A 22886-nucleotide genomic window follows, 5' to 3' on the forward strand; every position below is an offset into this window, starting at 1 on the left:
ACTCCTGGGCGCACTTTCATGCGACGCTGGCTGCGCATGTTCGGCGGCACCGGTGCGCAGCGTCGCGCACGGCAGGTCGGCCGTCTCGCGATCGAGGCCTTGCCGGGCGAATGGGCCGCGCTCGAAGCGGGCAAGCTGTATGCGATCTATGCGGCGCCGCGCACGCCGGGGGGCGACACGCCGGGCGTCGATACGCCGGGCGTCGACACGCTGATCTGGGAAAGCGCGCGCACCGCGCTCACCCGCGACGTGACGGTGGTGCTCGCGCGTGAACGCGCGGCCGTTGCCCAGCGTTTGCGCGAGCTGGGCTTTAGCGCCAACGCGCCGGCCGCGGGCTGGCCGCGCAATCTGAACGTGCTGGCGATGCCGGCCGTCGATGGTGCGCAAGAGTCGGAGCAGCAAGCCGACAGCGCCGCGACGCACGGCAAACTGTTCGGCGGTCTGCGCGCGCTGAAGCGCTTCGGTTTTCGTGCAGGCTCGCTGTATTTCATCGAAGGCGCCGAACGCTGGTTCAACTGGCACGACGCCGCCGCGCTCGCGCACGAAGGCCGCATGCTCGCGAACTGGTGCGCGGCACGGCGTATCACGCTGGTGCTGTTGCTCGGCGTCGATGGAAATGGCGAAGACGATTCACTCGATACACGCGGCGCGCCGGACCGCGTCATCGATGCATCACGCCGCAACGCGTTCCATGCGGCATGCGCGGGCGTCGCACGGATGGAGCGCACGCACGGCGAGCTGCTGTGGCATGCCGACTTCTGGCGCGCGGATCGCACGCTGGTGACGGGCGAAGTCCGCTCCCTGCGCTTTACCGACAGCGGCCACCTCAGCGTCGCGCCCGATGCTCTGGCCAGCAGCGTCGCGCGCGGCGAACGCCTGCTCGCGCGCGACGAGCAGCGGGTCGTCGTGAGCCGCGCGGTGGTGCGAGGTCACGAGGCGTGGCTGCCGCCGCATTGGGAAGTGTGCGCCGATCAGGCCGCGGTGCTGAGCGCGTGCGCCCATGCTCAGGCCGCGACCGTGGTGCTCGATTACGCGGGCGGCGCGCAGCTCGACGCGTTGTGCGCGACGGTTCATGCGCTGCGCCGCCAGGCCGGGCGCGCGCTGAAGATCGTCGTCGTCGAGCGGGGCGAAGTGCTGCGCCATCAATACGAGCTGCTCGTGCTGACGCTCGGCGCGAACCTCGTGCTCGGCCGCGACCTGCCGTTCTCGCGCATGCAGTCGCTGCTGCAGTCGCTGCAGGGGCAGCTCCATACGCGGCCGGTCGCCGCCGACTACCGCAGCGCATTGAGCGCCGCGTTGAGCGACGACGTGCGCGGCTATCTGCCGGCCGGCGCGTTCTGCGAGCGCGTGCGCCTCGTGCTCGCACGCAGCGGCGTGCTGCAACTGCCGCATGTGCTCGTGAAGCTGACGCTGCTGCCGCAATGCGCGCACGTCGATGCGCTGAAGCACTGTGTGCCGCGCCGCGCGGGCGACGTGCTGACCGTCGACGCGTCGCATCTGTATGTGTTTCTGTTCGCCTGCCGGCTCGCCGATGCGGACGCCGCGCTGGCGCGGATCATCGATGTGCCGGTCGAACAGCTCGCCGATTCGCTCGTGCACCTGGCGGAGCAGAGCATCGGCGCCGAACTCGACGCGCTGGACGCGGCCAACCGGCGCAACCGGATCGCCGATTACAGCGATATGTTCGCGGCGTCGATACGTGATCGCGCGCCTTTGAGCTCACCGCTCGCCGCAGCGCCGCACGAAGCCGCGCACGTGGCCGCCGTGCAACTCGCGCAAGTGGAAGTGGCGTTGGTTCATGCGCGTGCCGAGCTCGAAGTCGATGCCGCGCCAACGTCTGCGCCAACCCGGCCTGCCGGATCAGCCGAAGCGAAACCGCTCGCTACTGAGCGCCGCCGACCCCACCCCATGCCACCGCGTCGTCGCGCCGAACCCAGCGCAATGCCGGTGCGCGCGAGGAGCATCGAATGATCGAAGTGGTTCTGATGTGTTTCGTGGCCGGCATGGTCGTCGCGCTGCCGGTGTGGATCGTCTGGCAGCGCGTCGGCGCGCGGCGCGCTCTTGCGGCCATGCGCGGCTTCGATCCGCGCGACGCGGTGCCGTGCGAGATCGAGCCGGTCGCGCTGCGCGCGCGTCTGCTGCCCGCGCTCGACACGACCCAAGACGAGGTGGCGCGATGAAAACGATCGCCGTCGTCTCGACCGCGGGCGGCACCGGCCGCACCACCTTGACCGCCGTGCTCGCGGTATTACTCGCGCGCCGCGGCCGCCAGGTCGTCGCGCTCGACTTCGATCCGCAGAACATGCTCGGCGCGCAGCTAGGCATCGACGGTCTCGCGGCGGCCGGTCTGTCGCAGGCGCTGCTCGATGCGCACACCGCATGGCATGCCCACACGTGGCGCAACGCGGACGGCGTGCTGTTCGTGCCGTACGGCGCGGTGTCCACCGCGCAAAGCACGCAGTGCGACGCACGCCTCGCCGCCGAGCCGCGCTGGCTCGCCGACGCGCTCGCCGAGCTCGATCTGCCGCGCGATGGCGTCGTGCTGATCGACACCACGCGCTATCCGTCGCAGCAGGCCGAGCACGCGCTGCGTTGCGCCGACCTCGCGCTGTGCGTGACCCCGCCCGAACCGGCCGCCTGCGCGACGCTGGTCGCGCGGCTCGCGGCGCTGCGCGATGCGTGCGCGCAACTGCGCATCATCGTGAACCGGCTGAACCCCGCGCGCGACATGCAGCGCGACGTGCTGGCGATGCTCGGCGCGGCGCTCGGCGACAAGCTGCCGCTCGCGCAGCGCGTGCATCTCGATGTCGCGTTGCCCGAGTCGTTCGCGCGCGGCACGTGGCTGTTCGACGCCGCCCCGCATTCGCAGGCGTCGCACGATCTGCAGGGGCTCGCGAATTGGCTCGACGCGTGGCTTACCGAGGCCACGGCGCCGCTCGATTGGCGGGACGGCGGGTCATGAGCGAACGGGAAACGCGTTCGGTGCGTACGCGAGCGCTCGACTGGGTCGCGCGCGGCCTTGGCGTGCCCGCCACGCGCACGCCGCTCGACTGGTTCGTGCGGCTGTTCTTCCAGCCGCCCGCGCCGGGCAAGCCCGATTACGCGCGCCGCTGGATGCGCGCGGCCGTGCTGCATTTCGCGCTGCAATGGGGCGTGCTCGAACCGCATCGACTGCGCGCATGGCTGTGGCGCGCGTTCGTGCGCGCGCCGCGTTCGTCGTCACGAAGCGCGGCGGCGACAATGCGGGCGCTGGCCGCCTGGATCGACCGTTGGCTGGTGCCGCTCTGGCTGCTCGGGCGGCGCGGGCGCGAGCGCGTCGACGCGCTGCTGGCGAGCTTGCCGTGGCAGCGCTGGGGCACGCGGCTCGAAGACGCGACGCAGCGCGTCGGCCATGTTCGCTGGCTGCTGCCGTTGATGGTTGTCGCGGGTATCGGTTTGTGGGCGGTGATCGGCACGTCGCCGCTGCAGTCCGACGGTCAGTTCGAGTTCTTCGCCGTGCTCGTATTCATCGCGCTGATCGTGCGACGCTTTCCGGGGCGCATGCCGGTGCTGATCCTGACGACGCTCGCGATGCTCGCGATGGTGCGCTACGTGTGGTGGCGCGTCACCCAGACGCTGTCGTTCCAGACGCCAGGGGAGGCGATTCTCGGTTATCTGCTGTTCGGCGCGGAAGCGTATACATGGGTGATTCTGCTGCTCGGTTTCGTGCAGACCGCGTGGCCGCTGAAGCGCGCGGTCGCGACGCTGCCCACCGACACATCGAGCTGGCCGAGCGTCGACATCTACATCCCGACTTATAACGAGCCCCTGGCCGTCGTGCGGCCCACCGTGTTCGCCGCGCAAGGCATCGACTGGCCCGCCGACAAGCTGCGCGTCTATCTGCTCGACGATGGCCGCCGCGAGGAATTCAGAGCCTTCGCGCAGGCCTGCGGCATCGACTATCTGACGCGCGACGACAACCGTCATGCGAAAGCCGGCAACATCAATAGCGCGCTCGCCCGCACGCAGGGCGAGTACGTCGCGATCTTCGATTGCGATCACGTGCCGACGCGCTCGTTCCTGCAAACGACGATGGGCACGTTCCTGCGCGACGCGCGCTGCGCGATGGTGCAGACGCCGCATCACTTCTTTTCGCCGGACCCGTTCGAGCGCAACCTCGGCACGTTCCGCCGCGTGCCGAACGAGGGCAATCTGTTCTACGGGCTCGTGCAGTCGGGCAACGATCTGTGGAACGCATCGTTCTTTTGCGGCTCGTGCGCGATCCTCAAACGCGATGCGCTCGAAGAAGTGGGCGGCATCGCGGTGGAGACCGTCACCGAAGACGCGCACACCGCGCTGAAGCTGCATCGGCGCGGCTACACGACCGCCTATCTGCCGACCGTGCAGGCCGCAGGTCTCGCGACCGAGAGCCTCGCGAGCCATATCCAGCAGCGCACCCGCTGGGCGCGCGGCATGGCGCAGATCTTTCGCATCGACAATCCGTTCATCGGCCGCGGGCTGGGCTTTTTCCAGCGGCTATGCTATGGCAACGCGATGCTGCATTTCTTCTACGGCGTGCCGCGGCTCGTGTTCCTGACGATGCCGATGGCGTACCTGTTCTTCCAGATGTACTTCATCAACGCATCGGCGACGACGATCGCCGGATTCGTGCTGCCGTACATCGTGCTCGCGAACCTCGCGAACTCGCGCATGCAGGGCAAGTACCGTCACTCGTTCTGGGCCGACGTCTACGAGTCGGTGCTCGCGTGGTACATCGTGCTGCCGACCACGATCGCGTTCTTCAGCCCGAAGCACGGCAAGTTCAACGTGACCGACAAGGGCGGGCGCATCGGCGAGGGCTACTTCGACTGGTCGACGTCGAAGCCGTATCTGGTGCTGCTCGCACTGAACAGCGGCGCGCTCGCGGCCGGCGTGTACCGGCTGATGTTCGGGCAGAGCGGCGAAACGGCGACGATCCTGATGAACGTGTTCTGGACCCTCTACAACCTCGTGATGCTCGGCGCGGCCTCGAGCGTTGCGCGTGAGGCGAAGCAGGTGCGCGTCACGCATCGCATCGCGATGCGCGCGGCGGCGACGCTACTGCTCGCGGACGGCTCGACGCTCGCCTGCACGACCAGCGACTATTCGACCGGCGGCCTCGGTCTCGATGTCGAGCCGGGTTTGAATCTGGCGCCGGGCGACAGTCTCGGCGTGTGCCTGAGCCGCGGCGATCGCCAGTTCCATTTTCCGGTGTACGTGAGCCGCTGCGTCGGCCGGCACCTCGGCGTGCGCTTCGACGGCCTCACGCTCGAACAGCAACGGCAGCTCGTGCAATGCACGTTCGGCCGCGCCGACGCGTGGCTCGACTGGCATGAGCAAACGAGCGAGGACGCGCCGCTGCTTGGTTTGAAGGAAGTGCTCGCGATGGGCGTCGAAGGCTATTCGCGACTGTGGGGCGGGCTCGCGCGTGCCTGCGAGACACTGCTCGCGCTCGACCGCACCCGCTATTGATGCAGCCTGCGCGCATCGTGTCGCGCGCAGGCCAAAGAGAGAACCTGTCGATGACTTTGTGGAACCTGTACTTCATCCTCAAGCTGTACCTGTTCGCGGGCGGCCATCTGCAGCCGCTGTGGCTCGCGAATCTCGGCTTCGCGCTCGCGCTCGTCGTGACTTCGACGCTGCGCCGGCGCGCGCTGCGCACCGTGCGCAACCTGGTCGGTCTCGCGCTCGGCGTGCCGCTGATGTACCACGAGGCGAACGTGCCGCCGTTCTCGCGTCTGACCGAGGAGTTCGGCAATCTGACCACGTTCAGCTACGGCTACTGGCTCGAACTGGCGCAGCGCTTCCTGCCGCCGATGCTGCTGCTCGGCGCGCTCGGCGCGCTCGTCGGCTATCTGATCGTGAATCGCTGGGTGCGCGTCGCGACCTTCGTGCTGATCGCGCTGGTCGCGATTCCGCTGTGGCACGAGGGCGGGGCGGTGCTCGCGCAACTGCGTGGAGCGTCGGCGAACGCAGCGGCGAATGCCGGCCCGAATGGAGCGAACAACCCGCTCGCCGCGCAGCCGCTCGACCATAACGCTGCGCTCGCCGCGTTCCGCACGCAGGAGTCGCAACGGCAGGTCAGCTTCGGGCATCTGGCCGCCGATCCGAACGCGCAGTTCGACGTGATCGTGCTGCACATCTGCTCGCTGTCGTGGGACGACCTCGATGTCGCGAAGGCGCGCAATCATCCGCTGCTGTCCCGCTTCGACTATCTGTTCACGAACTTCAGCACCGCGGCGAGCTATAGCGGGCCGGCCGCGATTCGCGTGCTGCGCGCAAGCTGCGGCCAGCAGGCGCACGCGGACCTGTACAAGAACGCGCCGCAGCAGTGCTATCTGCTCGCCGATCTCGCGCAGGCCGGCTACACGCCGCAGACGATGCTGAATCACGACGGCCACTTCGACAACTTCCTGGAACTGATCCACGACAACGCCGGCGTGCCGAACGTGCCGCTGATTCCGAACACGAGCGTGCCGGTCGCGATGCATGCGTTCGACGGCTCGCCGATCCGCGATGACTACGAGACGTTCGCCGCGTGGTACGCACAGCGCGCGAGCATCGCGGGGCCGGTCGCGCTGTACTACAACACGATCAGCCTGCACGACGGCAACCGGCTGCCGAATAGCAGCCTGACGAGTATCGATTCGTATCCGCTGCGCGTGAACAAGCTGATGAGCGACTTCGACCGCTTTGCCGATCTGATCGCATCGTCCGGGCGGCGCGCGGTGATCGTGTTCGTGCCCGAGCACGGCGCAGCGCTACGCGGCGACACGAACCAGGTCGCGGGCCTGCGAGAGATTCCGACGCCGCGCATCGTGCACGGGCCGGTCGGCGTGCGCGTGGTCGGCTTCCAGGGCAATCATGGGCCGACCACGGTGATCGACGATCCGTCGAGCTTCCTCGCGCTCGCGCAGCTGCTGTCGAATCTCGTGTCGAACAGCCCGTTCAAGCCGGGTGTGAGCCTGTCGCAGTACGCGACGAATCTGCCGCAAACGCAGATGGTCGGCGAAAACGAGGGGACGGTGACGATGAAGACCGCGTCCGGCTATGTGGTGAAGACGCCGGACGGCGTGTGGGTAGACGGCAAATGACGAACGCGCGCAATACGTCGAAAAACGCCGCGGGCGGCGGCTGGCCCGTCGACGATATCAGCGGCCTCGCACTGCGTCTGCCCGAGGTCGAGGCGGGCCGCTATTTCGATGCTCAGGCGAAGGAGGCTTACGAGCAGTCGCTGCTGAAGTGGCCGGTGCTCGCGCGGCTGATGAACCTCGTGCCGCGCGACGAAGCCGAAGTGCGGGCCGCGCAAGATGCGCGGCAAGAATCGGGCGTGGAATAAGGCCCGCGTCGAACGCTCAACGCAACTGCGTAACCGCCAGCAGCAACACCATGCTGCCGATCGCGCCATCCAGCACACGCCACGCAGTCGCGCGGCGAAACAGCGGCGCCAGCATGCGCGCGCCATAGCCGAGCGCGACGAACCACACCGCGCTGACCGTCATCGCGCCGAGCGCGAAGGCGACCCGCGCGCCTTGCGGTTCGCGCGCGCCGGCCGTGCCGATCAACAGGAACGTGTCCAGATAGACGTGCGGATTGAGCCACGTGAACGCGAGCGTCATCAGGATGATCGGCAGCGCGCGTTGCGTGCGCGGGACTTGATCGGCGGATGCGCCGCTCGAACCGTCGAGCACCGCGTGTCCCGGCCGTACCGCGCGGCGCAGCGCGCTGATGCCGAACCAGGCCAGATACGCGAGCCCGACGTAGAGCATCGCGTGCACGAAGCGCGGGTAGCGCTCCATCAGCACCGCGGCGCCGCCGACGCCTGCGCCGATCAGAATGAAATCCGACAACGTGCACAACAGCACGATCTTGCCGACGTGCGAGCGCATGATGCCCTGCCGCAGGACGAACGCATTCTGCGCGCCGATCGTCACGATCAGTGATGCGCACAGCGCCGCGCCGTGGGAGAAAGACAGCCAGTTCATAAATGGTCCGAAAAATGGAAGCGGTAGGGATAGACGGGATATTCCAGCCGCGCTAGTCTGCGTGATTGCGTCACATAAGAGAACCTAATTTACTTAATGCCGATTAAGGAACGCTAATGCTCGACTACGCCTTGCTCAATGCGCTGGCCGCCGTGGTCCGCCACGGCTCGTTCGACCGTGCTGCAAGCGAGCTGAATATCACTGCGTCCGCGGTGTCGCAGCGAGTCAAGCTGCTCGAAGAGCGCGTCGGCAGCGTGCTGGTGAAGCGCGGTCAGCCGTGCGTCGCCACCACCTCGGGCGCGCTGCTGTGCCGCCACACCGAGCGCGTGCAATTGCTCGAAGCGGAGCTGAACGGCCGCCTGCCGACACTGCCCGGCGCGCTCGTCGAGCAGTGGCCGGCGCTGCGCGTCGCCGTCAATGACGACAGCGTCGGCACCTGGTTCATCGACGCGGTCGCGCCGTTCTGCGTCGAACGCGAGATGCTGCTCGACCTCGTGATCGACGACCAGGACTACACCGCGCAGCGCATCCGCGACGGCAGCGTGCAGGGCGCGATCACGACGCAGGCCGAACCGGTGCAGGGCTGCCGCTCGACGCGCCTCGGCCGCATGCGATACCTCGCGGTGTGCTCACCGGCGTTTTTCGCGCGCTATTTCGCCGACGGCGTCACGCGCGACAGCCTGCGGCGCGCGCCGTGCGTCGACTTCAACCCCAAGGATCAGCTGCAAAAGCGCTTCATGCGGCGCATCACACGCGCGGAGATCGATCCGCCGCTGCACTGGATTCCGCACGTCGCCGGCTTTATGCGCGCGTGCGTGATGAGCCTCGGCTGGGGCATGTGCCCGGAGCGGATGGTCGCCGGGCATCTGCAGCGCGGCGAACTTGTCGAGGTCGCGCCGGGCAAGCATATCGACGTCGATCTGTACTGGCAGAGCTGGCGGCTGTCGATCGGCTGGCTCGACGATTTCAGCGCGATGCTCAGGAAGCGGGCCGGCGAGTTTCTCGATTGACGACACAGCGAAGACGCATGCAGGAACGCTCCGAGCGCTACAGCATCAGTTCGATCGAATGAAACAGCCGGCGCTGTTCGGGGTTCCGCGAGCGCGCGCCTTCGTCGATCGTCTCGCGCAGGCAGTCGAGAAAGCAGGCGGCCGCCGGGCTCGTCGGCGCACCGCGCCGCGACGTGATGCTGATGATGGTTTCGTCGAGCGTTTCGCGCAGCGGCAGCGCCCACAGGTTTTCCTTCGCGCGTATCGCCTCGACGAGCGGCCACGGAAAGATGCTGACCATGTCCGTGTGCGCGAGCAGTCCCAGCACGATCGCGAGCGAATGCGCTAGCACGATCGTTTGTGGCACCCGCATGCCGCGCTTGACGAACAGATTGTTCGACATCGACTCGCGGCTCGCCGGGTCCCAGTTGAGGATCCATTCCTCGTTTTGAAGGTCGAGCAGCGTGCGGCATCCGGCCTTCGGATGGTCGCGCCGCGCGACCACCGCCGCGTGCGTCGAAAAGAGCGGCGCGTTCTGAAACTCCGACTGCGGCGACGCAGGCGGCGGCCGACCGATCGAAAAATCGAGGCTGCCGTCGCGCAGACGCGGCTGCACGACCGCGAGCAGGCCTTCGAAAAATTCCAGCTGCACGTCCGGCATCCGTTCGCGAAAACGCCGCACGGCGGGCGGCAGCAAGGTCAGCGCGACCCACGGCGTGACGCCGATCGACAGCTTGCCGGCCGCGGCTCCGCGCAATGCGTCGATCTCGGCTTGCGCGCGCTGCAACTGGCCGAGCACGAGCCGCGCATGCACGACGAGCGCGCGGCCGAACTCGGTGAACGCGACGCCGCTCGCGCTGCGCACGATCAGCGGCGCGTGCAGATCGGCTTCGAGCTCGCGCATCGCCTTGGTCACGGCGGCTGGCGACAGCCCCAGCGAGCGGGCGGCAGCCCGGATACTTCCGGTATCCGCGATCGCGGCCAAGGTATTGAGCTGATGCAGTTTCATGCGAATCGGGAGTATGAAAGGGGGCAACCAGTGGTTGGCACCCGCAACGATTCTACGCCTGCCTCTCGAAATTCGGCGCGGCTATGCTCGGTTCACGCTGACATGGAGACAGACGGCATGAACACGATGGTCATTCCGGCGGGCATCGCCGAAATCGAACAGGAAATGGTCGCGCTGCGACACAGCATCCACGCGCATCCGGAGCTCGCCTACGAGGAGTTCGCGACCGGTGATCTGGTCGCCGAACGCCTGCGGGAGTGGGGCTATACCGTGCATCGCGGCTTGGGGCAAACGGGCGTGGTCGGTCAACTGAAGCTCGGCAACGGCACGCGCCGGCTCGGCCTGCGCGCCGACATGGACGCGCTGCCAATCCACGAAACCACCGGCCTGCCATACGCGAGCAAGCGGCCCGGCAAGATGCACGCATGCGGTCACGACGGCCACACGGCGATGCTGCTCGCCGCCGCCAGGTATCTGGCGCATGAAAAGAGTTTCGACGGCACGCTCAATCTGATCTTCCAGCCGGCCGAGGAAGGGCTCGCCGGCGCGAAGAAAATGCTCGACGACGGCCTGTTCGAGCGGTTTCCCTGCGACGCCGTGTTCGCGATGCACAACATGCCGGGCTTTCCCACTGGCAAGCTGGGCTTCATGCCGGGATCGTTCATGGCGTCATCGGATACGGTGATCATCAAGGTGATCGGCCGCGGCGGTCATGGCGCGGTGCCGCACAAGGCGGTCGATCCGGTCGTCGTGTGCGCGCAGATCGTGCTTGCGCTGCAGTCCATCGTGTCGCGCAACATCGCGCCGCTCGATATGTCGATCATCACGGTCGGCGCGATTCACGCCGGCGAAGCGCCGAACGTGATTCCCGAAACCGCCGAGATGCGCCTGTCGGTGCGCGCGCTGCGGCCCGAGGTCCGCGACCATCTGCAACAGCGCATCACCGAGGTCGCGACCGGCCAGGCGGCCGTATTCGGCGCGCGCGCCGAGGTCGACTATCAGCGCCGCTACCCGGTGCTCGTCAACGATGCGGCCATGACCGCGCTCGCGCGCCAGGTTGCGCTCGATTGGCTCGGCGAAGACGGGCTGATTCGCGACATGCAGCCGCTGACCGGCAGCGAGGACTTCGCGTTCCTGCTCGAACGCTGCGCGGGCAGCTATCTGATCATCGGCAACGGTGACGGCGAGGGCGGCTGCATGGTCCACAACCCCGGCTACGACTTCAACGACGCATGCCTCGCGACCGGCGCGGCCTACTGGGTCAAGCTCGCGCAGACGTTCCTCGTTTGACGCGGCGGCGCGCGAGCGCGTTGCCCTGGCAGCACAAGGATAACGATGGAGACACAAATGGACTATTCCGCCACACCGCGGCCCGCGAGCGCCAACGGACTCAATGCGCTCGATGCGTCGCGCCTCGCCGATCAACCTCAAAAGCGCGTCGGCCACGCAAAGGCGATCGCCGCGATCACGCTCGGCAACGGCCTCGAGTTTTTCGATTTCACGATCTACAGCTTCTTCGCGACGATCATCGGCAAGCTGTATTTCCCGGTCGAGGGACAACTCGTGCAACTGATGCTCGCGGTCGGCACGTTCGGCGTCGGCTTCATCATGCGGCCGGTGGGCGGCATCGTGCTGGGCGGCTACGCGGACCGCGCCGGACGCAAGGCCGCAATGAGCCTGACGCTGTGGCTGATGACGCTCGGTTCGGCGCTCATCGCGTTCGCGCCGACCTATGCGGCGATCGGCGTCGCGGCGCCGCTGCTCGTGATTCTCGCGCGGCTGATTCAGGGCTTTGCGCTGGGCGGCGAGGTGGGCGCATCGACGGCGCTGCTGCTCGAATACGGCAGCGATCGCACGCGCGGTTTTTACGGCAGCTGGCAGTTCGTGAGCCAGGGGATGAACACGGTGGTGGGGTCGCTGCTCGGCGTCGCGCTGGCCGCGACGCTGTCGCCGGCCGCGCTCGAAAGCTGGGGCTGGCGCGTGCCGTTCGTGATCGGCATGGCGATGGGGCCGATCGGCATCTACATCCGGCGGCATCTCGACGAGACGCTGCCGGGTGTCGAAGATGGCGCGGCAGCGGCTGGTGAAATGGGTGCGCAGCCCGTGGCGCAAACTCCGTCGCTGCCGGTCCGCGAGCTGTTCCGCGACCACGCACGCTCGATCACGACCGGCGTGCTGACGACGATCGGCGGCACCGCGGCGAACTACATCGTGCTGTTCTATCTGTCGACCTACGCGATCCGCATCCTGCATCTGCCGATGGCGACCGCGCTATGGGCCGCATGGACCGGCGCGGTGGTCACGGTGATCTGCTCGCCGTTCGCGGGCGCGCTGTCCGATCGGGTCGGCCGCAAGCGCGTGCTGTGGGTATCGCGTGTGTTGCTGATTTTCGCCGTCTATCCGGCGTTCATGACGATCAATGCTTCGCCGACGGTGCCGGTGCTGCTCGCGGTGGTCGCGGGCCTTGCGCTGCTCGTCACGTTCACCGCGGTGCCGAACATCGTGATGCTGCCCGAGCTGTTTCCGCGCGCGATTCGCGCGACCGGCATGTCGATCGTGTACTGCCTCGGCGTGTCGATTTTCGGCGGCTTCGCGCAGTTCTTCGCGACCTGGCTGATCCAGATTTCGGGCAGCAATCTCGCGCCGGCGTGGTACCTGATCGGCTGCGGCGTCGTGTCGTTGCTGCCGCTGCCGTTCATGCGCGAGACCGCGGGCAGGGCGATCGATTGACGTGACGGGGACTGCGGTCGGCTGTAAAAGAGAGGCGTGATTATTTCGATCGCGCCTCTTTTGTCATTTGCACCGCGGTGTCAATACGAACGCCGCGCATCACCGGTGAATTCGTGACCTGCCCGTTTGATGACGACCGGACTACGACGGGCCGGCCGCGTCCGCCCGGACCCTGTTGCGCTCCAGTCTCATGTACAGGTTCGCGACGCAGATACCGAAGACGATGTGAACGAACAGGCTGGCGCCGTTGCGCGCTTCTGCAAACCACGGAAAAAACTGTGTCATGCCGTAGAAATTGATCAGGTAAACCACTACAGCGAAAGCGCCACCCGCCAGTGAAGCCATTCCCATGCTCGAGTCAAGCTTGAATGACGTCATGATGAAACCGAGGATAAGCGCCAATACGATGGCAAGGCCAAAATGCACCACAAAGGCCGCGAGCACGATGCCAATCGAGAATGATTGCGGCGATTGCAATGCGCCTCGTCCCAGCATGATCGCGGCGACCATGCGTGGGGGCTCCAGCAGACTTCCGCCCGTCATCACTGCCATCAGGACAACTCCTAACGCCAGGAACACAGCCCCCGCGATGACGCCTGCCAGCACGGCTGCCCGCCAGTCGGGCTGGCCGTGTGTGAATTGATGGGAACCCATGTGAAGTTGCACGATTTTTCTCCCGATTGATTCGGATAATTCATTCTAGTTCTCTGTGTCGCGAGATTGATAGCGCCGCGTGACTATCGTCAGCCCGAGGAATGATCTTCGTTCTGGCGACTACGTGGCGTGCAGTCGTTTCAGCGGATCGATAATTAATCTTTTAACTCGCAGTGGAGGATCCAATGCCTTGATGTCTGCTTTCGGCAACGGCCGCAAGCGTATCCGTTCGGTGTGCGCGAAAGTGATCAACCAGAACGGCGGCAAAGGCGTAATGTTACATAGCGGACTGTTCAGAGTGGACGGAATGGAACCCGATCGCGGCACCATGGCGTAGTCCCGGTGCGTGCCACCGCGTGCACCTTTGCCTCGGCGCGGGTGAGGTGGGGCGGCATAGTCTGCTACCGCTAGTCAATGATGGAAGGAGGCCACATGTCACTCATCGTCGCAGCACGCTTTACGACATTCCCCGCCGCTGAAGACGCGGTGCAACGGCTCTTCAATGCCGGTTTCGTCGAGGAGGACGTCACCCTGTTTTTCGTCAATCCGCCCGGCCAGCACGCACGTTTTCAGCCCGGCGGTGGTACCAGCACCGACGCAAACGCGAGAGAGGCGCCGAAGGGTGCCGAGATAGGCGTCACGATTGGCGCAGCGGTTGGCGCTGTGCTAGGCGTCGGGATCTTCGCGGTGTTTTCGGCGCCGCTCATCGTGTCGCTGATCGCAGCCGGGGTGAGTGCGTATGTCGGTGCATTGGTCGGCGCGATGATGCGCACGCAGGAAGCCAGCGACGAAGAAATCCGTGGTTCCGGCGTGCTGGTGGCCGTACACGTGTCGCCGGACAACCAGTTGGACGCCGCACGGGTGCTGCGCGATGCGGGAGGCGCGGCGATCGAACGCGCGACCGGCAACTGGCAACAAGGGCGGTGGGCCGACTTCGATCCGCTCAAGCAGCCTGTGCCGCTCAGCGAATTCAGTGAGAAGCACGCCTGATTCGAAGGTGTTTTTCGCCGAAATTTTCAGCGAGCGAGGAAACATGAACGGCCCGGCATTCGTCGGGCCGTTTTGTATTTGGAGCGGTGCGTTCCAGGCACGCCCCGTGCTGAATGAACCCCGCTGATGCGTGCAAGTATCCGGCGGCGGATTCCATGCTTGACGAAACCGATGGAAGTATTGAATGGTTTCGAACATTGTTTCCGTGCTGAACGACTAGATCGAAACATCTAATGTCGGACTGACTCAGCAGAGATCAATGGAAGAAGAGTTCGCGCATGCCGAAGGTGTGATGCGCTTCGGCAGCCATCAGCACCAGCAGCACCAGCAGGCACAGGGGCGGTATCAGGATCGCGTACACCAGCGCCAGCCGTTCCCACATCATGTGCATGAAAATCGACACGATCAGCCCAGCCTTGGCGATCATCAGCACGATGATCAGCGTCCAGCGCAGCAGGCCCTGCACGTGGAAGTAATCCACCATGTACGACAACGTGCTCAGTACGAACAGCAGGCCCCAGATCTTCAGGTAAATGCCGATCGGATGCTGCTGGCCGTGCGCGGCGTCGGGTCGATGGGCGAGATCGGTGTGGTCCATGGTCTGCCTCACCACAAATAGAACAGCGCAAAGATGAACACCCACACCAGGTCGACGAAGTGCCAGTACAAGCCGGCAATCTCCACGATCTGGAAGTTGCCGTGCTCGGTGAACCCCGGCTGCAGGATCTTGCGTCTTATCAGCAGCAGGTAGATCACACCGCAACTCACGTGAAAGCCGTGGAACCCGGTGATCATGAAAAAGCACGCGCCAAACTGCGCCGCGCCCAGCGGGTTACCCCAGGGGCGGATACCTTCATGGACGATCAGCTTGGTCCATTCGAAGGCCTGCATCGACACGAAGGTCGCGCCCAGCAGCGCGGTCGCCAGCAACAGTTGGGCGGCGCGCCTGGCGTTGCGCCGGTAGCCAAAGTTGACAGCCATCGCCATGGTGCCGCTGCTGCTGATCAGGACGAACGTCATGATGGCGATCAGCAGCAAGGGCACATCCACGCCGAAGATAGTGAGCCCGAACACCTTGGAAGGGTCGGGCCACGGCACGGTGGTCGACATGCGCACCGTCATGTAGCCGATCAGGAAACTGCTGAAGATGAAGGTGTCCGAGAGCAGGAAGATCCACATCATCGCCTTGCCCCACGGCACCTTGAAGGCCTGGCGGTCGGCCGACCAGTCGGTGACGATGCCGCGCCAGCCGTCAGGCCCGGCGTCGGTGGGCGGGGTGACAGCGGATTCGGTCGGGAGCGTGGGCGTGGTCATGGCGCAGCTCCATACAGCGGCCGGCAGATGGCGGCGACGAACCCAGGGGTGATCCACCACATCGCCGCCAGCAGCACGAGCCAGACAGCCAGCAGGAAATGCCAGTAGATGGCGCACAGCGCGATGGCACGCTGGGTCCGGAACGGGTTCCCACGCTGGAGACGCGCGATCGTCACGGCCCAGGCCCCCAGCCCGCCCAGCACATGCAACCCGTGCAGGCCGGTGAGCAGGTAGAGGAAGCTATTGGAAGGATTGACGGTGACAGTCTGCCCCGCCGCCGACAGCATGCGCCACGCGCTCAGTTGTCCGATCACGAACACGGCCGCGAGCACACCGCCGGACAGCAGCCACGCCGCGCGGTGCATGGTAATTCGCCGGGCGCGCTGCATGGCGATGCTTGCCAGCACCAGCGCGCCGGTGTTCCACCACAGCAGAGCCGGATGCGGGATCGGCTGCCAGTCGGGCTCGCGCATGCGCATCGCATAGGCGAGCAGGAGCAGTGAAAACAATGTCGTTGCCACCGCCATGAAGATGATCAGGCCGATGCGGCTCGCATTCGGCAAGACAGGTGGCGCGTCAGGAACGAAGGAGCGGCGCAGTGTAGTCATTCGCTTGCCTCGCCGGGTTGCAGCGTCGGGTGGGCCGGTGCCGGTTCAGGCGCCGTCTCAGGCGGCTGGTTTTGCGGGACGAAGTCTTCCTCGTGCCCCGCCGGGCTGTATTCGTACGCCCAGCGGTAGACGACGGGCAGCGCGGGGCCCCAGTTGCCGTGCACGGGCGGCGTTTGCGGCGTCTGCCATTCCAGCGTGGTGGCTCGCCACGGGTTGCCATCGGCACGCTTGCCGCGCGCGAGGCTCCACGCCAGGTTGTACAGGAACAGCAACTGCGCCGCCGCAACGATCAGCGCAACGACGGTGATGAACGTGTTGAGCGTCTGCGCCGAATGTGGAATGAAGCTGTAGCCCTCATACTGGTAATACCGCCGCGGCATGCCGAGGATGCCGAGATAGTGCATCGGGAAGTAGATCGCATAGGTGCCGACGAAGGTAACCCAGAAGTGCACGCGCCCGATCGTGTCGTTGAGCATGCGGCCCGTCACCTTCGGATACCAATGGTAGATGCCGCCAAACACCACCAGGATCGGCGACACGGCCATCACCATATGGAAGTGCGCCACCACGAAGTACGTGTTCGACAGCGGAATGTCCACGCTCACGTTGCCGAGATAGAGCCCGGTCAGCCCACCCAGCACGAAGGTGCTGATGAAGCCGATGGCAAACAGCATCGGCACAGTCAGGTGGATATCGCCGCGCCACAGCGTCAGCACCCAGTTGTAGACTTTGAGAGCGGTCGGAACGGCGATGATGAGCGTGGTCGTGGCAAAGAAGAAGCCGAAGTACGGATTCATGCCGGCGATGAACATGTGGTGCGCCCAGACCACGAAGCTCAGCGCACCGATGGCGACGATCGCCCACACCATCATCTTGTAGCCGAAGATGCTCTTGCGCGCGTGCGTGCTGATCAGGTCCGATGCGATGCCAAAGGCTGGCAGCGCGACGATGTAGACCTCCGGATGCCCGAAGAACCAGAACAGGTGCTGGAACAGCAGCGGGCTGCCGCCGGCATGCTTGAGCGTCTGCCCCATCGATACCACGGCCGGCACAAAGAAGCTGGTGCCGAGTGTCCTGTCGAGCAGCATCATCACCGCCGACACGAACAGCGCCGGAAACGCCAGCAGCGCCAGGATGGTCGCGGTGAAGATGCCCCACACCGTGAGCGGCATGCGCATGAGCGTCATGCCACGCGTGCGCGCCTGCAGCGTGGTGGTGACGTAATTCAAGCCGCCCATCGTTGCCGCGACGATGAAGATCGCCAGCGACACCAGCATCAACACGATGCCCCATTCCACGCCCGGCGTGCCCGGCAGGATCGCCTGGGGTGGATACAGCGTCCAGCCCGCGCCGGTCGGCCCGCCTGGCACGAAGAAGCTCGACACCAGCACCAGCACGGCCAGCAGGTAGACCCAATAGCTCAGCATGTTGAGAAACGGGAACACCATGTCGCGCGCGCCCAGCATCAGCGGGATCAGGTAGTTGCCGAAGCCGCCCAGAAACAGCGCCGTCAGCAGGTAGATCACCATGATCATCCCGTGCATGGTGACGAACTGATAGTAGTGGTTGGCGTCGATGAAGCTGAACTTGCCCGGAAAGCCGAGCTGCAAGCGCATCAAGTTGGACAGGACAAGGCCGACGAGGCCGATGGCGATGGCCGTCAGCGAGTACTGCACGGCGATGACCTTGTGGTCCTGGCTCCAGACATAGCGGGTCCAGAAGCTTTGCGGGCCGTGTTCGGGGTGCGCGTAGGTCATTGCGTCTGCTCCGCTAGGGTTGGGCTGCGCTGGTGGCGGCCGAGCCGCCCAGCGATTGGATGTAGGTCACCAGCGTGGTCAGCTCCTGCTCGCTCAGGTCGAACTTCGGCATGATGGGTGCGAAGCCCTTCACGACGCGGGCCGTCGGGTTGCGGATGAAGGCGCGCAGATAGGCTTCGTCCACCTTCGCGGTGCTGCCGTCGGCCATCGTTTCGGTCTTGCCGTACAGGCCCTTCCAGGTGGGGCCCACGCGCGGACTGCCGTCCACGGTATGGCAGGCGAAGCATCCCTTGGCCTCTGCGAGCGTCTTGCCCTGGTTAGCGAGCGCCTGGGCGCCGCCGCCTGCAGCGGCGGCTGCGGCCTGAACCCTGGCCTGCTGCTGCGCGAACGTGCTCTGCTGCGCCAGCCAGCGTGAGAACGATGCTTCGTCTTCTACCACCACCACGCCGCGCATGTTGGCGTGCCCGAGACCGCAAAGCTGCGCGCACAGAATGTCGTAACGCCCGGCCTTGGTCGGCGTGAACCAGAAGGTGGTCACCATGCCGGGCACTATGTTCATGCGCGCGCGGAACGGCGGTACGTAGAAGTCATGCAGCACGTCGCGCGACCGTGTCAGGACCTGGATCGGCCGGTTCAACGGCAGGTGCACCTCGGGTGTCTCGATCAGGTAGTTGTCACGGCCGTTGGGGTCGCCGGGGTTCATGCCGAAGGGGTTGTCGTTGCTGATGTAGCGCACGTCCGTCGTGCCCAGCTTGCCACCGGGGCCGGCAAAGCGGAAGCGCCATTGCCATTGCTGGGCGAACACTTCCATCTGCAGCACGTTGGACGGCGGCCGTATGTAGTCCGCGTAGACGAAGAGTCCCGGTGCCAGCAACGCTGCCACGCCTACCGAGGTCAGGCCGATCAGCCACCATTCCAGGCGCCTGTTGTGCGGCTCGTAAACAGCGCGATGACCCCTGCGGTGGCGGTAGCGCAGCAATGCGATCACGATGAACAGGTTGATCGCGATGAAGAACACGCCGGTAATGACGAGCGTGATCGTCAGCATGTCGTCCATGCGCACCCAGTTCGAGGCGATCGGTGTGGTCCACCACGGGCTGGCAAAGTGAAACCCCACCGCCAATACGATGATCAGGAACAGGGCAATCGCAAGCGACATAGGTCACCTCGCTGCGCGTCACTCGCTGGCAGCCGCCAACAAAAGGCTCCAGGCGTCGGCGCCGCCTTGCCGTACTTCGGTACTGTCCGCGCCGGCACGTCTTTAGACCAAAGGTAGTCCTCTCGTCTGCATCGTGCAAGGCTGCGCAAGGGGGAAGTGCGCCCCATGTATAGGCGGATGAATGGAGGAGCCGCTTGCTGCGATGCAATGCAAAACGGCCGCCTCCTGCATCGATTTCCCACGCCACCTACGCCTCCTGATGGCACGCGGCAGGGGTACGATAAACAGCATCGACCCGTTGGGGGACTCCTTGATTGATGGAGAGCCGACATGAGACGTCTTTATTTCCTCGTACCTGACACGACGACGGCGAAGGCGATCGTAGACGACTTGCTGCGGGCGCGGATCACATGGCGACATATCCATGTCCTCGCGAATCACAGTGTCGTACTCGAACAGTTACCCGAGGCATCCTTACTGCAAAGCAGCGACGTCGTGCACTCGCTCGAACGCGGCGTGGCGCTCGGCGGTGCGACCGGCGCGCTTCTCGGCCTCGTGGCACTGGTGTTTCCTCCCGCGGGGCTCACGATTGCGGGCGGAGCCGTCGTCGCATTGACGTTGACAGGTGCCGGCTTCGGGGCCTGGACGGCCACGATGATCGGCGTCGACGAACCGAACGCACGACTCGAGCGCTTTCGCGGCGCCATAAGTGACGGCCAGATCCTGATCATGGCCGACGTGCCTGGATCGCGCGAACAGGAGATCGAGCAGATGGTCGCGCATCATTTTCCGAAGGCCGATCTCGAGGGTGCGGAGCCGACGACCCCGATCTTCCCCTGAGAAGCAGTCGAGACGAGGCCATCGGTGCCCCTTGCAGCCGACACAAAAAAATCTACAAACCGCAGACCGAATCGTTCCAGCTCACGAACACGGCGACGCTGACCCCCAGTGTGACGGCACGACGCCTTCGGAATGGTTCAGCCGCTTGCGGCGCGAACTGACTGTGACAGTCAGCTCACGCCCCGACTGATACACCTGACGCGCCTCACCGCGCCGCCGACTTCCCACGCCCGGGCACCGCCGCGCCATTGCCATCGCCGTTGCTAGCCGCCGCCACGCGCGTCTCGGGCATCGCCGCCCACACCAGCAGCACCGCGAGGGCACCGGCCGCCGCGAGGCAGAAGAAGCTCACCATGTTGCCGAAACGATCGGCGACGAAGCCCGCCGCCGTCGTGCTCAGCGTCGCGCCGATGCCGGCCGCGAGTCCGAACAGGCCGATACACAGGTTGTAGCGGCCCTTGTCGCCGGCGACGTCGGCGGCGATCAGCGGCAGCATCACGCCGAATACCGCGGCGCTCAAGCCGTCGAGCATTTGGACCGGTACCAGCAGATAAGGGCTGCTGATGCCCGCGAACAGCAGCGCGCGGATCGGCAGTGCGGAGAAGCCGAGCAGCAGGATCGGCCGGCGGCCCCAGCGTTCGGCCGAGCGTCCGACCCACGGCGACAAAATCGCGACGATCGCCTGCGGCACGATGATGCACGCCGCGATCACGAGCTGCACGTTGTCGCCCATGCCGGCCGTCACTTCGCCGGCTGCGAGGTTCAGCATCGCCGCGTTCGACAGATGAAACAGCACGATGCACGCGGCGAACAGCAGCATGCGCCGGTCGCGCAGCAGCTCGCGTAGGCTTTCGCGCCGCTCGAGCTGCTCAGGGGTGGGCAGCGTTTGCGGCAGCTCGATGGTGTCGGTGCGCTGGATCATAGAGAGCGCGATCAGCGCGGGAACCGCGAGACCGGCGGTCAGAAAGAACACCGCGCGCGGCGAGTAGTACTCGCCGAACAGACCCATCAGACCGGCCGCGACCGCGCTGCCGATCGACGCCCAGCGCGCATTGCGGCCGAGCCGGTCGCCGAGATTCGCGCGACCCACCAGCGCGAACGAGATCGCCGCGAGCGCCGGCGTCAGCATGCAGCTCGCGAAGCCGTGGAACACCTCGGCGGCGATCACCGGCAGCAGGGTCGGGCTCATTGCGAGCAGCATCGCGCTCAGGATGATCGCGGTGATCGCCCATGCGGCCGCCGCTTTCTTGTTGCGCAGGGCGTCGACCGCGGCGCCGCCGGGCACCTGGCTGACCATCGCGCTGATCGTGCCGACCGACAGCACCATGCCGATCTCGCCCTGGGTCCACTTGTGCGACGCGAGGTACGACGCGATGAACGGCCCGAAGCCCGTCTGCACGTTGGCGACGAAGAAGTTGAGCCAATCGAGCGCGCGCAGACTTCGCGCCGTGACCTGAGTGCGGACCGTCATCGGACCGCCCGTGCGTTGGAAACCGCGACGGCCGAAGCGGCCGGCGGCGCCGAGGCCGCCGGCGCGGCGCTCGCGGCAGGCTGCGCAGGCGGGGCGGGTGGCGGCGCGGGCGACACCGCGCGGATCGGCTTGTCGGCCACATAGGGCGGCGTCGCGTTGATCTGCGCATCGCTCAGCTCGATCTGCGGATGCAGCTCCTTGTCGCGCGTGACGAAGCGCAGCGCCGACCAGTTCGCGGCGATCGTGCGCCGGTCGGTGCTGACGATGCCGCTGACGTCGAGCACGACCGCCTGCGGCTGCGCGTTGCCGTCGATCAGCACGTCGACCACGCGGCCCACCTTGGCGCCGTTCGCGCGCTCGACGGTCGCATCGAGCAGCGCCAGCTCCAGTGCGTTCGTTTTGTTCGCGGCGGCCGGCACCGCCGTCGCGGTCAGCGTGATCGGCGCGCCCTTCGCGGTCGGCGTGAAGTGGAACGCGCCCCACGGGAAGTTCACCTTGCGATCGCCCACGCCGAGGAAGCCCTGCAGATTGACGACCATCTCGCGCGGCTTGCCGGCCGCGTCGGCGGTCATGTCGATCGCGCGGCCGACCACCTTGCCGTCGGGCTTCTGCACCGGGCTGTCGAGCAGCGCGCGCGCGTCGCTGCGCTCGATCGTGCGCAGCACGATCAGCGGCGGCGGTGGCGGGGGCGGCGGCGGAGGAGCCGGCACGACGACGGGCGGCGGCGGTTCGACCTTGTGTGGCTTGACGACCGGCTTCTTCGGCTTCTTCGGCTCCTCCGGCCCCTCGTTCGCCTCGGTCTCGACCGGCTCGGGCGCGGATGCGGCGACCGGCGGGCTCGCCGGCTCGACCGGCATCACCCGCGCGTCGACGATCGGCGCCTGCTGCGTACCCCACAGCAGGCTGCTGCAACCGGACAGCGCGGCGAGCGCGAACAGCGCGGCCACGGTGCATAGCCAGCGAAACAGTCGAAGCATCTCCAGCGAATCAGGCGAATCGAGCGGGCGAAGCGATCCAGGCGATCCAAGCGGTCCGAACGGGACAATCGGCAGGCGCCCGGCGGGGCGCGGAAAACCGCCAGTCATCAGGAAAAACTCCACGGGCAGGTGCGGACGGGCGCGATGAGCCGCCGCGGTTGGAATGGGGTACGGCCCAGAGTTTAACCTGCGCTGCCGCGCGGGCAGGCTTTCACGGACTGGCTTGCAGGCGTTTCGCCGATGCTCTGGCGAAATTGCGCTGCACGCCGCGTGCCTGCAACGCGATCGCCGAAGTGGGTTCGGCGCGGTTCGCGGCCGCTCGAATGCCCTAGGTGTAAACGCGCGCAGTGCTGGCGCGAGCGACCGTCGCGCAAAAGTTATAAGT

At 66.1% G+C, this 22886-nt stretch carries 22 protein-coding genes; 12 read left to right on the plus strand and 10 right to left on the minus strand.

What is annotated here, in order from left to right:
• The first annotated feature begins 18 nt into the window (after nt 1–18).
• From bcsE to AB4Y34_RS16665, 6 genes are read left to right on the plus strand one after another with little or no spacing between them, the layout of a single operon-like run.
• Nucleotides 19–1971 (plus strand): cellulose biosynthesis protein BcsE, encoded by a 1953-nt coding sequence (gene bcsE / locus AB4Y34_RS16640; protein WP_368716647.1) that lies wholly within the window; start codon nt 19–21, stop codon nt 1969–1971.
• Nucleotides 1968–2180: a hypothetical protein gene (locus AB4Y34_RS16645; RefSeq protein ID WP_176378077.1), complete on the plus strand. Its 213-nt coding sequence runs from the start codon at nt 1968–1970 to the stop codon at nt 2178–2180. The genes bcsE and AB4Y34_RS16645 overlap by 4 nt, the downstream gene beginning before the upstream one ends.
• A complete protein-coding gene (bcsQ, locus tag AB4Y34_RS16650; protein WP_368716648.1) occupies nt 2177–2962 on the plus strand; it encodes a cellulose biosynthesis protein BcsQ in 786 nt (261 codons plus the stop codon). Before AB4Y34_RS16645 ends, bcsQ begins: the two co-directional genes overlap by 4 nt.
• Entirely contained in the window at nt 2959–5490 is a 2532-nt protein-coding gene (bcsA, locus tag AB4Y34_RS16655) for a UDP-forming cellulose synthase catalytic subunit (protein ID WP_368716649.1), read from the plus strand. Before bcsQ ends, bcsA begins: the two co-directional genes overlap by 4 nt.
• Nucleotides 5491–5540: 50 nt before the next feature.
• The gene (gene bcsG / locus AB4Y34_RS16660; protein ID WP_368716650.1) at nt 5541–7112 is read left to right on the plus strand and encodes a cellulose biosynthesis protein BcsG; all 1572 of its coding nucleotides are present in this window, start codon (nt 5541–5543) and stop codon (nt 7110–7112) included.
• Nucleotides 7094–7357, plus strand: a complete 264-nt coding sequence (locus tag AB4Y34_RS16665; RefSeq protein WP_368716651.1) for a hypothetical protein — start codon at nt 7094–7096, stop codon at nt 7355–7357. The genes bcsG and AB4Y34_RS16665 overlap by 19 nt, the downstream gene beginning before the upstream one ends.
• 16 nt (nt 7358–7373) lie before the next feature.
• Here AB4Y34_RS16665 and AB4Y34_RS16670 read toward each other — a convergent pair whose 3' ends face one another.
• Entirely contained in the window at nt 7374–8003 is a 630-nt protein-coding gene (locus AB4Y34_RS16670; RefSeq protein ID WP_368716652.1) for a LysE/ArgO family amino acid transporter, read from the minus strand.
• Nucleotides 8004–8119: 116 nt separating this feature from the next.
• Between AB4Y34_RS16670 and AB4Y34_RS16675 the strand changes: the two genes are divergently transcribed.
• Nucleotides 8120–9013, plus strand: coding sequence for a LysR family transcriptional regulator ArgP (locus AB4Y34_RS16675; protein ID WP_176378071.1), 894 nt, complete (start codon nt 8120–8122; stop codon nt 9011–9013).
• Nucleotides 9014–9050: 37 nt separating this feature from the next.
• On the opposite strand, the gene AB4Y34_RS16680 is transcribed toward AB4Y34_RS16675, so the two are convergent.
• Nucleotides 9051–10001 carry a LysR substrate-binding domain-containing protein gene (locus AB4Y34_RS16680; protein ID WP_368716653.1) on the minus strand — a complete coding sequence of 317 codons (951 nt, stop codon included), beginning with the start codon at nt 9999–10001 and terminating at the stop codon, nt 9051–9053.
• Nucleotides 10002–10118: 117 nt separating this feature from the next.
• Here AB4Y34_RS16680 and AB4Y34_RS16685 point away from each other — a divergent pair, with 117 nt between their 5' ends.
• Complete coding sequence (locus tag AB4Y34_RS16685) at nt 10119–11291, plus strand: M20 aminoacylase family protein (RefSeq protein ID WP_368716654.1); 1173 nt, start codon at nt 10119–10121, stop codon at nt 11289–11291.
• A gap of 57 nt (nt 11292–11348) precedes the next feature.
• Complete coding sequence (locus AB4Y34_RS16690) at nt 11349–12731, plus strand: MFS transporter (RefSeq protein ID WP_368716655.1); 1383 nt, start codon at nt 11349–11351, stop codon at nt 12729–12731.
• 141 nt (nt 12732–12872) lie between these two features.
• Here the strand turns inward: AB4Y34_RS16690 and AB4Y34_RS16695 are convergent, their stop codons facing one another.
• Nucleotides 12873–13397: a hypothetical protein gene (locus tag AB4Y34_RS16695; protein WP_176378068.1), complete on the minus strand. Its 525-nt coding sequence runs from the start codon at nt 13395–13397 to the stop codon at nt 12873–12875.
• A 67-nt stretch (nt 13398–13464) separates the two neighbouring features.
• On the opposite strand from AB4Y34_RS16695, the gene AB4Y34_RS16700 reads away from it, so the two are divergent.
• On the plus strand, nt 13465–13722 hold the full coding sequence (locus tag AB4Y34_RS16700; RefSeq protein WP_368716656.1) for a hypothetical protein: 258 nt from the start codon (nt 13465–13467) through the stop codon (nt 13720–13722).
• Between the two features lie 95 nt (nt 13723–13817).
• A complete protein-coding gene (locus tag AB4Y34_RS16705) occupies nt 13818–14375 on the plus strand; it encodes a glycine zipper domain-containing protein (RefSeq protein WP_176378067.1) in 558 nt (185 codons plus the stop codon).
• 256 nt (nt 14376–14631) lie between these two features.
• Here AB4Y34_RS16705 and AB4Y34_RS16710 read toward each other — a convergent pair whose 3' ends face one another.
• The 5 genes from AB4Y34_RS16710 to AB4Y34_RS16730 are packed head-to-tail and all read right to left on the minus strand — an operon-like array spanning nt 14632 to nt 19213.
• On the minus strand, nt 14632–14973 hold the full coding sequence (locus tag AB4Y34_RS16710) for a cytochrome C oxidase subunit IV family protein (RefSeq protein ID WP_013089047.1): 342 nt from the start codon (nt 14971–14973) through the stop codon (nt 14632–14634).
• An 8-nt stretch (nt 14974–14981) separates the two neighbouring features.
• On the minus strand, nt 14982–15689 hold the full coding sequence (locus AB4Y34_RS16715) for a heme-copper oxidase subunit III family protein (protein WP_368716657.1): 708 nt from the start codon (nt 15687–15689) through the stop codon (nt 14982–14984).
• The gene (locus tag AB4Y34_RS16720) at nt 15686–16297 is read right to left on the minus strand and encodes a cytochrome c oxidase subunit 3 (RefSeq protein ID WP_368716658.1); all 612 of its coding nucleotides are present in this window, start codon (nt 16295–16297) and stop codon (nt 15686–15688) included. Before AB4Y34_RS16720 ends, AB4Y34_RS16715 begins: the two co-directional genes overlap by 4 nt.
• Entirely contained in the window at nt 16294–18054 is a 1761-nt protein-coding gene (gene ctaD, locus AB4Y34_RS16725) for a cytochrome c oxidase subunit I (RefSeq protein WP_176378064.1), read from the minus strand. The genes AB4Y34_RS16720 and ctaD overlap by 4 nt, the downstream gene beginning before the upstream one ends.
• A gap of 13 nt (nt 18055–18067) precedes the next feature.
• The gene (locus tag AB4Y34_RS16730) at nt 18068–19213 is read right to left on the minus strand and encodes a c-type cytochrome (protein WP_368716659.1); all 1146 of its coding nucleotides are present in this window, start codon (nt 19211–19213) and stop codon (nt 18068–18070) included.
• A 330-nt stretch (nt 19214–19543) separates the two neighbouring features.
• Here AB4Y34_RS16730 and AB4Y34_RS16735 point away from each other — a divergent pair, with 330 nt between their 5' ends.
• Entirely contained in the window at nt 19544–20053 is a 510-nt protein-coding gene (locus AB4Y34_RS16735) for a DUF1269 domain-containing protein (RefSeq protein ID WP_368716660.1), read from the plus strand.
• A 205-nt stretch (nt 20054–20258) separates the two neighbouring features.
• Here AB4Y34_RS16735 and AB4Y34_RS16740 read toward each other — a convergent pair whose 3' ends face one another.
• Together AB4Y34_RS16740 and AB4Y34_RS16745 are read right to left on the minus strand one after the other, a co-directional pair.
• Nucleotides 20259–21524, minus strand: coding sequence for an MFS transporter (locus AB4Y34_RS16740; protein WP_176378061.1), 1266 nt, complete (start codon nt 21522–21524; stop codon nt 20259–20261).
• On the minus strand, nt 21521–22501 hold the full coding sequence (locus AB4Y34_RS16745; RefSeq protein ID WP_176378060.1) for a PRC-barrel domain-containing protein: 981 nt from the start codon (nt 22499–22501) through the stop codon (nt 21521–21523). The genes AB4Y34_RS16740 and AB4Y34_RS16745 overlap by 4 nt, the downstream gene beginning before the upstream one ends.
• Nucleotides 22502–22886 lie beyond the last annotated feature (385 nt).

The sequence above is a fragment of the Paraburkholderia sp. BR10954 genome, from assembly GCF_040965775.1.
In the GTDB taxonomy this organism is placed as follows: domain Bacteria; phylum Pseudomonadota; class Gammaproteobacteria; order Burkholderiales; family Burkholderiaceae; genus Paraburkholderia; species Paraburkholderia youngii.